Here is a 14,653-nt window from a genome sequence, read left to right as displayed (position 1 = left end):
ATGCAGACCCACTCCACGCTGGCCGCGCTGCGCGCCCAGGTCCGCCAGTGGCGCCGCGAAGGCGCCAGCATCGGCTTCGTCCCGACCATGGGCAACCTGCACGCCGGCCACCACGCCCTGGTGGCACTGGCGCGCCGGCACGCCGACCGCGTCGTCGCCAGCATCTTCGTCAACCCGACCCAGTTCGGCCCGAACGAGGACTACGCGCGCTACCCGCGCACGCCCGACAGCGACATCAAGGGCCTGGCCGAAACCGGCTGCGACGCGCTGTTCCTGCCGCCGGTGGAGCAGATGTACCCGTTCGGCACCATGGGCTGCGTGCAGATGCACGTGCCCGGCATCACCGACATCCTGTGCGGTGCGCACCGCCCGGGCCACTTCAACGGCGTGGCGCAGGTGGTGGCGCGGCTGTTCAACATGGTGCAGCCCGACCTGGCCGTGTTCGGGCGCAAGGATTACCAGCAGCTGCAGGTGATCCGCTACATGACCCGCGAGATGAGCTTCCCGGTGGAGATCATCCCGGCGCCGACGCTGCGCGAGGCCGACGGCCTGGCCATGAGTTCGCGCAACCAGTACCTGCAGGGCGACGAACGTCCGGCCGCGACGCGCATCTACCAGACCTTGCGCTTCATGCGCGACGCGGCGCGCCAGGGCCTGCCCGTGGCGGGCATCGAGGACGAGGCGGTGGCGCGGCTCGAAGCGGCCGGCTTCACCGTGGACTACGCCGAAGTGCGCCGCGGCGACCTCACCCGCGCCAAGTCACCGGATGAAAAAGGCCTGGTCGCCCTGGTCGCCGCGCGCCTCGGCCGCACGCGGCTGATCGACAACCTGGAGTTCGACGGTGAGTGAGGGCGTGGGGCTGGACCAATCGCACTGGCAGGCACTGCGGGCCCAGGCCGAACGCCTGGCCCGGGCCCCGTTGCCGGTCGACGCCGCGCGCGCGAGTGAGTTCGCGCTGCGCGTCGGGCCGCTTTACGCCAGCTTCGCGCGCCAGCGGCTGGATGCGGAGGCACGCGACACGCTGTTTGCGATGGCGCGGGCCGCCGACCTGCCGACGGCGCTGAGGGCGCTGTTCGACGGGGAGATGGTCAACACCTCCGAGCGCCGCGCGGCGCTGCACACCGCCTTGCGCGGCGGGCTGGGCCAGTCCGCGGCCGCGCGCGAGGCGAGGGCGCTGGCGCTGGCGGCGCAAGCCCGGATGGACGCGCTGCACGCGATGCTCGAAGCCAGCGACGTCACCGACATCGTCAGCGTCGGGATCGGCGGCTCCGACCTCGGGCCGCGCCTGGCCGTGGACGCGCTGCGCGACTTCCACGCCGGGCGCTTCCGCGTCCACTTCCTCACCAACGTCGACGGCAGCGATGCCCAGCACCTGCTGCGCGGCCTGGACCCGGCCCGCACCGCCGGCATCCTGGTCTCGAAAAGCTTCGGCACCCAGGAAACCCTGCTCAACGGCACCTTGCTGCGCGATTGGATGGGCGGCGCCGAACGCCTGTTCGCGGTCAGCGCCAACATCGAATGCGCCGAGGCGTTCGGCATCCCTGCGGCACGGGTGCTGCCGATGTGGGACTGGGTCGGCGGCCGTTACTCGCTGTGGTCGGCGGTCGGTTTCTCGGTGCAGCTGGCGATCGGCCGCGAGCGTTTCGCCCAGCTGCTGGCGGGCGCGGCCCTCGTCGACGAGCACGTGCTCACCGCGCCGACCGAACGCAACCTCGCCGCCTGGCACGCCTTGGTCGGCATCTGGAACCGCAACGGCCTCGGCCTGGCCAGCGCCGCGGTGCTGCCCTACGACCAGCGCCTGGCCCTGCTGCCGGCCTTCCTGCAGCAGCTGGTGATGGAGAGCCTGGGCAAGTCGGTGCGCCACGACGGCAGCCCGGTGCTGGCCGACACCGTGCCCGTGCTCTGGGGCGGCGCCGGCACCAATGCCCAGCACAGTTTCTTCCAGGCCTTGCACCAGGGCACCGAGACGGTGCCCGCGGACTTCCTCGGCGTGGTGCGCCCGGCGCACGCGCACGGCCACCACCACGACGTGCTGCTGGCGAACCTGCTGGCGCAGGCCGAGGCGCTGGGCAACGGCTGGCCGTCGGACGACGCGCACAAGGGCTATCCCGGCGGCCGGCCCTCCACCCTGCTGCTGCTCGACGAGCTCAACCCGCATTCGCTGGGTGCGCTGCTCGCGCTGTACGAGCATAGCGTGTACGTGCAGTCGGTGCTCTGGGGCATCAACGCCTTCGACCAGTGGGGCGTCGAGCTGGGCAAGCGCATTGCCGGCGAACTGCTGCCGGCGCTGTCGGACGCCACGATGCCGGCCGGCGACCCGGTCACCCGCGCGCTGCTGGCCGAGATCCGCGCGCGGCGCTGAGGGCTCAGGCCTTCGGGTGCCGCGACAGCGCCCAGGCCACGTGTTCGCGCACCATCGGGTCGGGGTCCTCGCGGCGCGAGGCCAGCGCCGCGAGCACGGCCGGCGTGGTCGGGGCATTGCCCAGCGCCACCGCGATGTTGCGCAGCCAGCCGGCGTGGCCGGTGCGGCGGATCGCCGAGCCTTCGGTGCGCTGCAGGAAGGTGGCTTCGTCCCAGCCAAAGAGTTCCGCCAGCCCTGCGGCGTCCAGCCCGTGGCGCGGCTGGAAATCCGGCTGCGCGTGCTTCACCGCGAACTTGTTCCAGGGGCAGGCCAGCTGGCAGTCGTCGCAGCCAAAGATGCGGTTGCCCATCAGCGGCCGCAGCTCCTCCGGGATCGATTCCTTCAGCTCGATCGTGAGGTAGCTGATGCAGCGGCGCGCATCCACGCGGTAGGGCGCGACGATCGCGCCGGTCGGGCAGACGGTGATGCAGCGCGTGCAGGTGCCGCAGTGCGCGCTGGCCGGCGCATCCACCGGCAGCGGCAGATCGGTGAGGATCTCGCCGAGGAAGAACCAGCTGCCGGCGTCGCGGTTGATCAGGCAGGTGTGCTTGCCGATCCAGCCCAGGCCCGCGTCGCGCGCCAGCGCGCGCTCGAGCACGGGCGCGGAGTCGACGAAGGCGCGGTAGCCGAACGGTCCGATCTCGGCGGCGATGCGGTCGGCCAGTTTCTGCAGCCGGTTGCGCATCACCTTGTGGTAATCGCGCCCCAGCGCGTAGCGCGCGACGTAGGCGCGTTCGCCCTCGGCCAGGGTGTCCCAGGCCGCGGCGTCGTCGCCGGTGCCGTAGTCCATGCGCACCGACAGCACCCGCAGCGTGCCGGGCACCAGCTCGTCCGGCCGGGCGCGCAGGTCGCCGTGGCGGGCCATGTACTCCATCCGGCCGTGCAGGCCTTCGTCGAGCCACCGGCGCAAGTGGGCCGCGTCCTCGCCCAGGGCGATGCCGGCCACGCCCAGCTGCTGGAAGCCCAGCTCCCGGCTCCAGGTCTTGATCCGTTCGGCGAGGGCGGCGAGGTCGGGCATCCCGGCAAGTATAGAATCCCCGCATGAGCGAACAGCTGCCGCTTTACCGGACATCGCAGGTGCGGGCCATGGACGAACTGGCCTCCGGCGCGTTCGGCGTGCCGCCCTACGAGCTGATGGCGCGCGCCGGCGCGGCCGCCTGGCGCGTGCTGCAGCAGCGATGGCCCCAGGTGCGCCATCTGGGCGTCGCCTGCGGCCCGGGCAACAACGGCGGCGACGGCTACGTGGTGGCGCGGCTCGCGCGCGCGGCCGGGCTGAAGGTCAGCGTGGTGACGCCGCCCGGCGCCACGCCGCGCACCGCGCAGGCCCGCCAGGCGCTGGCGGATTGGCGCGCGGCCGGCGGCACGGTTGCCCCCTTCGACGGCATGCTGCCCGACTGCGAGGCCTGGGTGGATGCGCTGTACGGCATCGGGCTGACGCGCCCGCCCTCGGAGGCCGCGCAGTCGATGATCGAACGCATCAACGCCGCGCGCGTGCCGGTGCTGTCGCTGGACGTGCCCTCTGGCCTGGACGCCGACACCGGGCACGCCGCCGGCACCGCGGTGCACGCCAGCGCCACGCTCTGCTTCATCGCCGCCAAGCGCGGCCTGTACACGGGCATGGCCCGCGATTTCGACGGCGAGGTGCTGCTCGACCGGCTCGACCTGAAGATCGGCGCCTTCGATGATTTCACGCCGGCCGCGTGGCTGTGCCGCCCCGAGGGCCTGGCGCGCTGGCTGGCGCCGCGCCACGCCAACGCCCACAAGGGGGAGCACGGCCACGTGCTGTGCGTCGGCGGCGAGGAGGGCATGGGCGGCGCGGTGCGGCTGTGCGCCGAGGGCGCGCTGCGCACCGGCGTGGGCCTCGCGAGCGTGGCGACGCGGCGTTCGGGCGTGGCCGCGCTGGTGGCGGCGCGCCCGGAGGCAATGACCCATGCGGTGGAGGACGCGGCGGCGCTGCGGCCCCTGGTCGAACGCGCCACGGTGCTGGCCGTGGGCCCCGGGCTGGGGCAGGGCGACTGGGGCCGGGCGCTGTTCGCGGAGGCGCTGGGCTCGGGCAAGCCGCTGGTGCTCGATGCCGACGCGCTGAACCTGCTGGCCAACCATCCGGTGGCGGTGCCGCAGGCCATCCTCACGCCGCATCCGGGCGAAGCCGCGCGTTTGCTGGCGCGCGACAAGGCCGCGGTGCAGGCGGATCGCTTCGCCGCCGCGGAGGCGCTGGCGCAGGCTTTCCAATGCACGGTGGTGCTCAAGGGCGCCGGCACGATCGTCGCGGCGCCGGGCGAAATCCCGGCCGTGATCGGGGCCGGCAATCCGGGCATGGCGACCGGCGGCATGGGCGATGTGCTTTCTGGCGTGATCGGCGCACTGGTGGCGCAGGGCCTGCCGCTGTTCCAGGCGGCGGTCGCGGGCGCGTTGCTGCACTCGGCGGCCGGCGACGCCGCGGCCCGGGTCGGCGGCGAGCGCGGCCTGCTGCCCTCCGACCTGTTCCCCCACCTGCGCCGGATGGCAAACCCCGGATGAGCCGCGACCTGTTCCTGCCGGATGCCGAAGCCACGGAGGCACTCGGTGCCGCCCTGGCGCAGACCCGCCCGCCGCGGGCGGTGGTCTACCTCGAGGGCGACCTCGGCGCCGGCAAGTCCACGCTGGCCCGCGCCCTGCTGCGGGCGCTGGGCGTGGCCGGCGCCATCCGCAGCCCGACCTACACCCTGGTCGAGCGCTACCCGGTGCCGGGCGGCGAGGCCGCCCACCTCGATCTTTATCGGCTGGCGGCCGCGTCCGAGCTGGATTTCCTCGGCCTGGACGAGCTCTCCGCCGAGGCGGGCCTGTGGCTGGTGGAGTGGCCCGAGCGGGGGCAGGGCGGCCTGCCGGCCCCGGACCTGCGGCTCCGGCTGTCGGTCGAGGGCGCCGGGCGGCGGATCCGGCTCGCGCCGGGCAGCCCGGCCGGCGAGGCCTGGCTGGCCAGGGTCGCGTCCTGACGGCCTCTCCGGGCCTCTTCTGACCCGAATCCTAGGAAGGTTCGGCAGGCCCCGGATTTAAAAAGGATTTTCTTGCTTTTCGCTGCGGACGGTGCTTGAATCCCGCCCATGCGCCGCCTTCCCGCCTTCGCCCTGCTGCTCCCGGCCCTCCTGGGCCTGTCCGCGTTCGACGCGCACGCGGCCCGGCTCGATGCCATGAAAGTGGTGCAGGACGACGCCGGCACCCACGCCGTGATCGACCTCACCGGCGCGGTGGACTACAAGGTTTTCACGCTTTCGAATCCTGATCGCCTGGTGCTCGATCTGTCGGGCACGTCGCTCGGCGCCGCCTACAAGGCGCCCGCGCCGAACGGCGTCGTCGCCGGCGTGCGCACCGGCAAGCCGGCCGAAGGCGACCTGCGCGTGGTGCTCGACCTCGCGCGCGCGGTGAAGCCGCGCAGCCGCATCGAACACATCGGCAGCGGTTCGCGTTTGGTGCTCGACCTGCGCGACGAAGGCGAGACCGTCGCCGGCAAGCCCGCGCCCGCGCGCACGCTGCAGGACGTGATCGGCACCGGCGACCGCAAGCTCGTGATCGCGATCGACGCCGGCCACGGCGGCAAGGATCCCGGCGCCATCGGCCCGACCCGCAAGTACGAAAAGGACATCACGCTCGCGATCGCGCGCGAACTCGCGGCGAAGATCGACGCCGACCCGGGCATGCGCGCCTTCCTGGTGCGCGACCGCGACGTGTTCATCCCGCTCGAGCAGCGCTACATGATCGCGCGCGAGGCGCAGGCCGACCTCTTCATCTCCATCCATGCCGACGCCGCGCACAACAAGGCCGCCAGCGGCGCGTCGGTGTACGTGCTGTCGCTTCGCGGCGCGTCTTCCGAGGCCGCGCGCTGGCTGGCCGACCAGGAGAACGCGGCGGACCTCGTCGGCGGCGTCGAGCTCGATGCCCGCGACAAGAACCTGGCCGCGGTGCTGCTGGATCTTTCGCAGAACGCCACCATGCGCGTCTCCGACGACGTCGCCACGCAGGTGCTCGCCTCGCTCAAGCAGTTCGGCAAGACCCACAAGCCGCAGATCGAGCGCGCCAACTTCGTGGTGCTGCGTTCGCCCGACGTGCCCTCGATGCTGGTCGAGACCGGCTTCATCTCGAACCCGGGCGAAGAGGCCAAGCTCAGCGATCCGGGCTACCGCAAGCGCATGGTCGAGGCCATCCACGGGGGCCTGCGCGCCTACTTCTCCGACCAGGCGCCCCCGGGCACCTGGTACGCGGCCCGCCAGGGCCAGTTCGGCGGCAGCCGGCAGCACGTGGTCAGCCGCGGCGAAACCCTGAGCCTGATCGCGGCCCGCCACGGCGTGCCCATGAGCAGCATCCGCGCCGCCAACAAGCTCAACGGCGACACCGTCCGCATCGGCGAGCGCCTGACCATCCCGGTCTCGCCGACCCTGGCCTCCGCGCCCGAGTAATCGGCCCGCCGCTGGTATCATCGGGCCTCGTTCCCCCGAGGCCCGCCGTGCCGATCCAGCAGCTCCCCGACACCCTCGTCAACCAGATCGCCGCCGGCGAGGTGGTCGAACGCCCGGCCTCCGTGGTCAAGGAACTGGTGGAGAACGCGCTCGATGCCGGCGCCACCCGCGTCGACATCGACCTGGAAGAGGGCGGCATCCGCCTGATCCGCATCCGCGACGACGGCGGCGGCATCCCCGCCGGCGAACTGCCGCTGGCGATCTCGCGCCACGCCACCAGCAAGATCAGCTCGCTCGACGACCTCGAGGAAGTGGCCACGCTGGGCTTCCGCGGCGAGGCGCTGCCCTCCATCGCCTCGGTCAGCCGCTTCGCGATCAGCTCGCGCACGGCGCAGCAGGAGCACGGCCTGCGGCTGGAAGTGGACGGCGGCAAGTTCGCGCCGCCGCAGCCGCACCCGCATCCGGCCGGCACCACGGTGGAAGTGCGCGACCTGTTCTTCAACGTGCCGGCGCGGCGCAAGTTCCTGCGCGCCGAGCGCACCGAGCTGGGCCACATCGAGGAATGGCTGCGCTCGCTGGCGCTGGCGCGGCCGCGGGTGGAGCTGCGCATCAGCCACAACGGCCGGCTCACGCGGCACTACAAGCCCGCGCGCGACGCGGGCGACCACGTGCGTCGCGTGGCCGAGGCGCTGGGCGAGGAGTTCACGTCGCAGTGCCTGCAGGTCGAACACGCCGGCGCCGGGCTGAGGCTCTGGGGCTGGGTCGGGCTGCCGACCGCGGCGCGCTCCAGCGCCGACCAGCAGTACTTCTACGTCAACGGCCGCGCCGTGCGCGACCGCACCGTGGCGCATGCGGTTCGCCAGGCGTATGCCGACGTGCTGTTCCATGGGCGCTACCCGGCCTTCGTGTTGTTCCTGGAGTGCGATCCGCGCCAGGTCGACGTGAACGTGCACCCGGCCAAGCACGAGGTGCGCTTCCGCGAGCAGCGGCTGGTGCACGAGTTCATCTACCGCACGCTGCACGAGGCGCTGGCCTCCACGCGCGCGGGCCTGGCCGCCACCGGCCACGAGGCGGTGGCCATGCCCGCGGGCGGCGCTGGCGGCGGCTGGACGGCGCCGGCGCAGGGCGGGCTGGGGTTGCCGGTGCGCGACACGCTGGCGGGCTACGCGGCGCTCTACGGCGGCGCGAGCGGTGCCGTCGGCGCGGCGGCGCCGATGCCCGCCGCCAACGAAGCCGAGGCGCCGCCGTTGGGCTATGCGCTGGCCCAGCTGCACGGTGTGTTCGTGCTGGCTGAGAACGAGCAGGGCCTGGTGCTGGTGGACATGCATGCCGCGCACGAGCGCATCACCTACGAGCGGCTCAAGGCCGCGCGCGACGGCGAGGGCATCCGTTCGCAGCCACTGCTGGTGCCGCTGCCGCTGGCGGTGTCCGAGCGCGAGGCCGACATCGCCGAGCAGCACGCCGACACCCTGGCCGGCTACGGCTTCGAGATCCGCCGCTCCGGCCCGCAGGCGCTGAGCGTGCGCAGCGTGCCGACCCTGCTGGCCGACCTCGACCCCAAGGCCCTGGTGCTGGACGTGCTGTCGGACCTGCGCGAGCACGGCAGCAGCCGCAAGCTGGAGGAAGCCCGCAACGAACTGCTCTCCACCCTGGCCTGCCACACCTCGGTGCGCGCCAACCGGCGCCTGACGCTCCCGGAAATGAATGCCCTGCTGCGTGACATGGAATCCACGGAGCGCAGCGGACAGTGCAACCACGGCCGCCCCACCTGGGTGCAGCTGAGCAAATCCGAACTCGATCGCTTGTTCCTGAGGGGGCGCTGATGAAATTCCGACACCTGCTGTGGGTCACGGCCCTGGCCGCGATGGCCGGCTGCGGCGGCGCCGACGAGGCCGCGCAGTCGCAGAACGCCGAGCGGGCCGCGCGCGCGGCGAAGCTGGCCTACGAGGGCGAGATCCTGGCCTGGCGCGACCAGCGGCTGGCCGCGCTCAAGCGCCCCGACGGCTGGCTGTCGCTGGTGGGCCTGCACTGGCTCACGCCCGGCTCGACCTACGTTGGTTCGGCGCAGGACAACGGCACCCGGCTGGCGGTGGGTCCGGCGCAGGTGGGCATGCTGACCCTGGCCCGCGACGGCAGCGCGACGCTGAAGCTGCACCCGGGCGTGGAGACCGAAGTGATGGTGGACGGCGTCGCACCCGAGCCCGAGGCGCTGGTGCCGATGGCGTCGGACGCCGACGGCCCGCCCACGGTGGTGTCGTTTAACAAGGGCGACGCCAGCTTCGTGCTGATCAAGCGCGCCGACCGGTATGCGCTGCGGGTGCGCAACGCCTTCGCGCCGACGCGCACGCGCTTCCCGGGCATCGAGTACTTCGACATCAATCCCGGCATGCGCTTCGTGGCGCGCTTCGAGGCGCACCCGCCCGGCAAGACCGTCGAGATCGTCAACATGCTGGGCATGGTCGAGCCGATGCCGAACCCGGGCACGCTGAGCTTCGAGGCCGACGGCAAGACCTTCCGCATGGAGGCGGTGGACGAGGGCGACGGCCGGCTGTTCTTCACCTTCGCCGACCGCACCAGTGGCCACGAGACCTACTCCGCCTCGCGCATGGTCTACGCCGACCCGGTCGGCGCCGATGGCACCACCGTGCTCGACTTCAACAAGGCCTACAATCCGCCGTGCGCGTTCACGCCTTACTCGACCTGCCCGATGCCGCTGCCGGAAAACCGGCTCGACCTGCGGGTCGAGGCGGGCGAGAAGAAGCCGCTGCCGTTTCCCGAATAGTCCCCCCGCCAAGAGACCCCCGACCCATGTCGATCCGCTTCCTCGCCACCCTGCTGCTGGCCACCGTCGCCGGCAGCGCATTCGCCGAACCGCCCAAGCCCCTGCTCTGGAAGGTCAGCGATGCCGACAACGCCATTTACCTGCTCGGCTCCTTCCACCTGCTCAAGGCCGGCGACTACCCGCTGTCGCCGGACACCTATGCCGCGCTGGATGACGCCGAGAAGGTGGTGTTCGAGCTCTCGCCCGCCGAAATGAACGATCCGGCGCTCGGCCAGAAGATGGCGGTGGTGGCCCAGCGCGCCGACGGCAAGACCCTGCAGGCGGCGCTGCCGGGCGAGACCTGGGCGCAGCTGGTGGATTACGCCGGCAAGCGCGGCATCGCGCTGCAGAACTTCCAGGGCTTCGACACCTGGTTCGTGGGGCTGGTGATCGGCATCACCGAGATGCAGATCGCGGGCCTGGATTCCTCGCTGGGCCTGGACAAGCATTTCGCCGAGCGCGCCCAGGCCGCTGGCAAGCAGGTGGGGGCGCTGGAAACCGCCGACCAGCAGTTCGCCATGTTCGACGGCATGAGCCCGGGCGAGCAGCTGCAGCAGCTGCAGGACGCGCTGGGCGAGGTCGCCGCGATGGAGCAGGAGATCAACCGGATGCACGCGCTCTGGCGCGCCGGCGACGGCGAGGCGCTGTATGCGATGACCGGCGCCGAGATGAAGGCCGAGTACCCCGACCTCTACGAGCGCCTGAACGTGGCCCGCAACCGCGCCTGGCTGCCGAAGGTGCGCGCCATGCTCGACCAGCAGGACCGCGACGAAACCCTGGTGGTGGTCGGCGCGATGCACCTGCTCGGCGAGGACGGCCTGGTGCACCTGCTGCGCGAGGCCGGCTACACGGTCGAGCGGCTCTGACCGAACCCGCTCAGGCGGGCCGCGGCCAGCGCACCGCGCCGGGCCGCGGCGCCGGCGGCACCAACGCGATGCAATCCACGGGGCAGGGCGGCAGGCACAGCTCGCAGCCGGTGCACAGGTCGGCGATCACCGTGTGCATGCGCTTGGGCGCGCCCACGATCGCATCCACCGGGCAGGCCTGGATGCACTTGGTGCAGCCGATGCAGTCGGCCTCGATGACCACGGCGACGACCGCCGGCTTCTCGACGCCGTTCCCGGGGTTGAGCGGCTTGGGCTCGCGGCCCAGCAGCTCGGCCAGCGCGCGCACGCCGGCCTCGCCGCCCGGCGGGCATTGGTTGATGTCGGCCTCGCCCGCCGCGATCGCGCGCGCATAGGGCTTGCAGCCCGGGAAACCGCACTGGCCGCACTGGGTCTGCGGCAGGAGGCGGTCGATGCGCTCGACCATCGGATCGGCCTGCACCCGGAACCGCACCGCGGCCCAGCCCAGCGCCGCGCCCAGCAGGGCGGCCAGCGCGACCACCAGCAGCCAGGTCGCCGTCATCTCAGGCCGGCACCAGGCCGGCGAAGCCCATGAAGGCCAGCGACATCAGGCCGGCCGTGGCCAGCGCGATCGGCGCGCCGCGCCATGAGGCCGGTACGTCGGCGGCCTCGAGCCGCTCACGCATGGCGGAGAACAGCACCAGCACCCCGCCGAAGCCCAGCGAGGCGCCGAAGCCGTACAGCACCGATTCGAGCAGGTCGTGCCGCGCCTGCACGTTCAGCAGCGCCACGCCGAGCACGGCGCAGTTGGTGGTGATCAGCGGCAGGTAGATGCCCAGCACGCGGTAGAGCCGCGGGCTCTGCCGGTTCATCACGATCTCGGTGAACTGCACCACCGCCGCGATCACCAGGATGAAGCCGAGCGTGCGCAGGTACTCCAGCCCCAGCGGCAGCAGGATCCAGTGGTGCACGACCCAGGCCAGCGCGGACGACAGGGTGAGCACGAAGCCGGTGGCCAGGGCCATGCCGTAGGCGGCGTCCATGCGCCGCGACACGCCCATGAACGGGCACAGGCCGAGGAACTTCACCAGCACGAAGTTGTTGACGAAGACCGCGCCGACCAGCAGCAGGGCGATGTCTTCCACGGCGCGCTTACCGGACCGGCATGCCGGGCAGGGCGCCGGCGTCGGCGTCGAGCAGGGCCAGCGCGCCGCCGTCGAAGCCGGCGGAGAGGATCATGCCCTCGCTCAGGCCGAAGCGCATCTTGCGCGGCGCGAGGTTGGCGATGAACACCACCGAGCGCCCGACCAGCTTCTCCGGCTCGGCATAGCTGCCGCGGATGCCCGAGAAGATCTGGCGCTGGCCAAGTTCGCCGGCGTCGAGCAGGAAGCGCAGCAGCTTGTCGGAGCCGTCCACGAAGCCGCACTCGAGCACCTTGCCGATGCGCAGGTCGAGCTTGGCGAAATCCTCGATGCCTATCGTGGCGCTGGCCTTGCCCTCTGTAGGAGGGGCTTCAGCCCCGAAGCTTTTCGCGGAAGGCTTCGGGCCTGAAGGCCCTCCTACAGTCCCGCCCACAGGGGCGGCGGCCGGAACGGCGGCGGGCTTGAGGTCTTCCTTGCTGGCTTCGGTCATGGCTTCGATCTGCTTCGGGTCGATGCGGGTCATCAGGGCTTCGAACGGGGCGATGGCGTGGGCGGTGAGCGGCGCGGCGACGTCGTCCCAGTGCGCGACGGGCGCGCGCAGGAAGGCCTCGGCGCGGGCCACCGTGGCCGGCAGCACCGGCTTGAGCGCGGCGGCCAGCAGGCGGAACAGGTTCAGGCCCTGCGTGCAGACCGCCTGCAGCTCGGCGTCGGCGCCTTCCTGCTTGGCGATCACCCAGGGCTTGCGCTCGTCGATGTAGCGGTTGGCCTCGTCGGCCAGCGCCATCACCTGGCGCATGGCCTGGCCGAATTCGTCGCGGGCGTAGCTGGCGGCGACGTCGCGCACGCCGGCGACGAAGCGCGCGTACATCGCCGGATCGGGCAGTTCGTCCGCCAGTTGGCCGTCGAAGCGCTTGGAGATGAACCCGGCACAGCGGCTGGCGATGTTGACGAACTTGCCGACCAGGTCGGCGTTCACGCGCGCGACGAAATCGTCGAGGTTCAGGTCGAGGTCGACCACGCCGGCGCCGGTCTTGACCGCGAAGTAGTAGCGCAGGTGCTCGGGGTTCAGGCCGCTGTCGAGGTAGGTGCGCGCCTGCACGAAGGTGCCGCGCGACTTGCTCATCTTGGCGCCATTGACGGTGAGGTAGCCGTTGACGTGCAGCGCCGTCGGCGTGCGCAGCCCCGCGCCGTGCAGCATCGCCGGCCAGAACAGGCCGTGGAAATTGATGATGTCCTTGCCGAGGAAGTGGTGCATCTCGGTCTCGCCCGCGGCGTTGCGGCTGGCCTCGGTGAAGGCGGCGAAGTCGGCGCCGCCGCGGTCGCAAAAGGCCTTGAAGCTGGCCAGGTAGCCGATCGGCGCATCCAGCCAGACGTAGAAGAACTTGCCCGGCGCGTCCGGGATCGGGAAGCCGAAGTAGGGCGCGTCGCGGCTGATGTCCCAGTCGCGCAGGCCGCCCTCGAGCCATTCGCCCAGCTTGGCCTTCACCGACGGGTGCGCCACGTCGCCGGCCAGCCACTCGCGCAGGAAGCCCTCGAACTTGCCCAGCTCGAAGAAGTAATGTTCGGAGTCACGCAGCTCGGGCACCGCGCCCGAGACCACCGACCGCGGGTTCTTCAGCTCGGTCGGCGAATAGGCCTTGCCGCAGACCTCGCAGTTGTCGCCGTACTGGTCGGCGGCGCCGCAGTTCGGGCACTCGCCCTTGATGTAGCGGTCGGGCAGGAACATCTGCCGCTCGGGGTCGAACAGCTGCTGGATCGAGCGGCGGGCGATGGCCTTGGCGCCATGGGTGCCGTCGCGCAGGCGGGTGTAGATCAGGCTGGCGAGCGCGCGGTTCTCGTCCGAGTGGGTCGAGTGGTAGTGGTCGAAGGCGACGCCGAAGGCCGCGAAATCGGCCTCGTGGCTGGCCTGCATGCCGCGGATGAAGTCCTCGGGGCTGGTGCCGGCCTTCTCGGCCGCCAGCATGATCGGGGTGCCGTGCGCGTCGTCGGCGCAGACGAAGTGGGTGGTGCCGCCGGCCATGCGCCGGGCCCGCACCCAGATATCCGCCTGCACGTACCCGACCAGGTGGCCGAGGTGCAGGTGCCCGTTGGCATAGGGCAGGGCGGTGGTGACGAGGGCAGGCGCGGGCATGGGCAGGCAACGAAGGGCAAGGGCAGGCCGCGATTATCCTAGGTCTGCGGTCCTTGCGGTACTGCGGGATATGGCGCCGGGGCCACCGCGGAAGCGCAGGTCGCTTCCTCCTCCGTGAAGCCTTTATGTCGGAGGAAGCGACCTGCGCTTCCGCGGCGTCCCCGGTGCGTGTCATCGGGTTTGGTGGACGGAGGGCCCGTGGCCGCGCGCTCCGATGCTTGCGCGTATCGATCCGGACCAAGGCTGGGCATTTTTCCTGCTGATCCGGTTTGGCTAACCCGTTCGCGCCCTGAACTCCGCTGACGCCTATCGCGCGCGTCCCTACGGACGCGAGGTGTTGCGCCGGCGCGAGCCCGGAAGGTGGCCAGCGCGGGAGACCTATCCGCCCGGCGGCGGGTGAGGGGCATTGGCCTTTGTGGTGGGCCATGCTTTTCCGACCGCTCCGTCGCGACGGCGATGGCACTGGATGGTTCTGGAGAAGAGCTAGGGGCCCGAACGCTCAAGCGCTCAAGTGCTCAAGCGCTAGACGGCTTGACGGCTCGTGCGCCCAGACGCCGTGGGCGCGCAGCGGATTGTCGGTGCGCCCATCGGAAAAGCATGGACCGGGGCGCTTCGCCTTGCACCCACACCCGCCGCCGGGCGGATAGGTCTCCCGCGCTGGCCACCTTCCACGCTGGCCAGGACGCCCCACCTCGCGTCCGTAGGGACGCGCGCGATGGGCCGTCAGCGACCACTTGCCTCGCACGGGTCAGCCCACCGGATCAGCGAGAAAAATGCCGTGCCTTGGTCGTGGACCCCGCACGCGCAAGCATCGGAGCGCGCGGCTGCGGGCCTTCCGTTGGGCTCCCAAGTCGGAGGTACCGGCGGCGCCGCGGAAGCG

The 14,653-nt window shown here is 71.8% G+C and carries 12 protein-coding genes; 8 read left to right on the top strand and 4 right to left on the bottom strand.

The window, feature by feature from the left end:
* Positions 1-849: a pantoate--beta-alanine ligase gene (panC, locus tag VFV21_RS08515; protein WP_329669003.1), complete on the top strand. Its 849-nt coding sequence runs from the start codon at positions 1-3 to the stop codon at positions 847-849.
* Positions 850-859: 10 nt separating this feature from the next.
* Entirely contained in the window at positions 860-2,362 is a 1,503-nt protein-coding gene (gene pgi, locus VFV21_RS08510; protein ID WP_329669049.1) for a glucose-6-phosphate isomerase, read from the top strand.
* A 4-nt stretch (positions 2,363-2,366) separates the two neighbouring features.
* Here pgi and queG read toward each other — a convergent pair whose 3' ends face one another.
* Positions 2,367-3,419: a tRNA epoxyqueuosine(34) reductase QueG gene (gene queG, locus VFV21_RS08505; RefSeq protein WP_329669002.1), complete on the bottom strand. Its 1,053-nt coding sequence runs from the start codon at positions 3,417-3,419 to the stop codon at positions 2,367-2,369.
* Positions 3,420-3,442: 23 nt separating this feature from the next.
* Here queG and VFV21_RS08500 point away from each other — a divergent pair, with 23 nt between their 5' ends.
* The 6 genes from VFV21_RS08500 to VFV21_RS08475 all read left to right on the top strand — a co-directional run bounded on the left by VFV21_RS08500 (position 3,443) and on the right by VFV21_RS08475 (position 10,521).
* Positions 3,443-4,921 carry an NAD(P)H-hydrate dehydratase gene (locus VFV21_RS08500; RefSeq protein WP_329669001.1) on the top strand — a complete coding sequence of 493 codons (1,479 nt, stop codon included), beginning with the start codon at positions 3,443-3,445 and terminating at the stop codon, positions 4,919-4,921.
* Positions 4,918-5,376, top strand: a complete 459-nt coding sequence (gene tsaE, locus VFV21_RS08495; RefSeq protein WP_329669000.1) for a tRNA (adenosine(37)-N6)-threonylcarbamoyltransferase complex ATPase subunit type 1 TsaE — start codon at positions 4,918-4,920, stop codon at positions 5,374-5,376. The genes VFV21_RS08500 and tsaE overlap by 4 nt, the downstream gene beginning before the upstream one ends.
* Positions 5,377-5,484: 108 nt before the next feature.
* Positions 5,485-6,834 carry an N-acetylmuramoyl-L-alanine amidase gene (locus VFV21_RS08490; protein ID WP_329668999.1) on the top strand — a complete coding sequence of 450 codons (1,350 nt, stop codon included), beginning with the start codon at positions 5,485-5,487 and terminating at the stop codon, positions 6,832-6,834.
* A gap of 47 nt (positions 6,835-6,881) precedes the next feature.
* Positions 6,882-8,657, top strand: a complete 1,776-nt coding sequence (mutL, locus tag VFV21_RS08485; protein ID WP_329668998.1) for a DNA mismatch repair endonuclease MutL — start codon at positions 6,882-6,884, stop codon at positions 8,655-8,657.
* Positions 8,657-9,616: a DUF1684 domain-containing protein gene (locus VFV21_RS08480; protein ID WP_329668997.1), complete on the top strand. Its 960-nt coding sequence runs from the start codon at positions 8,657-8,659 to the stop codon at positions 9,614-9,616. The genes mutL and VFV21_RS08480 overlap by 1 nt, the downstream gene beginning before the upstream one ends.
* A gap of 26 nt (positions 9,617-9,642) precedes the next feature.
* Positions 9,643-10,521 (top strand): TraB/GumN family protein, encoded by an 879-nt coding sequence (locus VFV21_RS08475; protein WP_329668996.1) that lies wholly within the window; start codon positions 9,643-9,645, stop codon positions 10,519-10,521.
* Positions 10,522-10,531: 10 nt separating this feature from the next.
* On the opposite strand, the gene rsxB is transcribed toward VFV21_RS08475, so the two are convergent.
* Genes rsxB through metG form a run of 3 tightly spaced genes read right to left on the bottom strand, consistent with a single transcriptional unit; the run spans position 10,532 to position 13,773 of the window.
* On the bottom strand, positions 10,532-11,062 hold the full coding sequence (rsxB, locus tag VFV21_RS08470) for an electron transport complex subunit RsxB (protein WP_329668995.1): 531 nt from the start codon (positions 11,060-11,062) through the stop codon (positions 10,532-10,534).
* Position 11,063: 1 nt separating this feature from the next.
* Positions 11,064-11,645: an electron transport complex subunit RsxA gene (gene rsxA / locus VFV21_RS08465; RefSeq protein ID WP_329668994.1), complete on the bottom strand. Its 582-nt coding sequence runs from the start codon at positions 11,643-11,645 to the stop codon at positions 11,064-11,066.
* 7 nt (positions 11,646-11,652) lie between these two features.
* Complete coding sequence (gene metG / locus VFV21_RS08460; RefSeq protein ID WP_329668993.1) at positions 11,653-13,773, bottom strand: methionine--tRNA ligase; 2,121 nt, start codon at positions 13,771-13,773, stop codon at positions 11,653-11,655.
* Positions 13,774-14,653: the final 880 nt, after the last annotated feature.

The sequence above is a fragment of the Arenimonas sp. genome (assembly GCF_036275555.1).
Lineage (GTDB): Bacteria > Pseudomonadota > Gammaproteobacteria > Xanthomonadales > Xanthomonadaceae > Arenimonas.
Note: the sequence above shows the minus strand (reverse complement) of the source record. Positions and strands in the feature narration are given on the sequence as shown.

What these genes read in the sequence shown, in the direction of transcription:
- panC (WP_329669003.1), top strand. Translation starts at nt 1, where the DNA reads ATGCAGACCCACTCCACGCTGGCCGCGCTGCGCGCCCAGGTCCGCCAG.
- queG (WP_329669002.1), bottom strand. Translation starts at nt 3,419, where the DNA reads ATGCCCGACCTCGCCGCCCTCGCCGAACGGATCAAGACCTGGAGCCGG.
- VFV21_RS08500 (WP_329669001.1), top strand. Translation starts at nt 3,443, where the DNA reads ATGAGCGAACAGCTGCCGCTTTACCGGACATCGCAGGTGCGGGCCATG.
- tsaE (WP_329669000.1), top strand. Translation starts at nt 4,918, where the DNA reads ATGAGCCGCGACCTGTTCCTGCCGGATGCCGAAGCCACGGAGGCACTC.
- VFV21_RS08490 (WP_329668999.1), top strand. Translation starts at nt 5,485, where the DNA reads ATGCGCCGCCTTCCCGCCTTCGCCCTGCTGCTCCCGGCCCTCCTGGGC.
- VFV21_RS08480 (WP_329668997.1), top strand. Translation starts at nt 8,657, where the DNA reads ATGAAATTCCGACACCTGCTGTGGGTCACGGCCCTGGCCGCGATGGCC.
- VFV21_RS08475 (WP_329668996.1), top strand. Translation starts at nt 9,643, where the DNA reads ATGTCGATCCGCTTCCTCGCCACCCTGCTGCTGGCCACCGTCGCCGGC.
- rsxB (WP_329668995.1), bottom strand. Translation starts at nt 11,062, where the DNA reads ATGACGGCGACCTGGCTGCTGGTGGTCGCGCTGGCCGCCCTGCTGGGC.
- metG (WP_329668993.1), bottom strand. Translation starts at nt 13,773, where the DNA reads ATGCCCGCGCCTGCCCTCGTCACCACCGCCCTGCCCTATGCCAACGGG.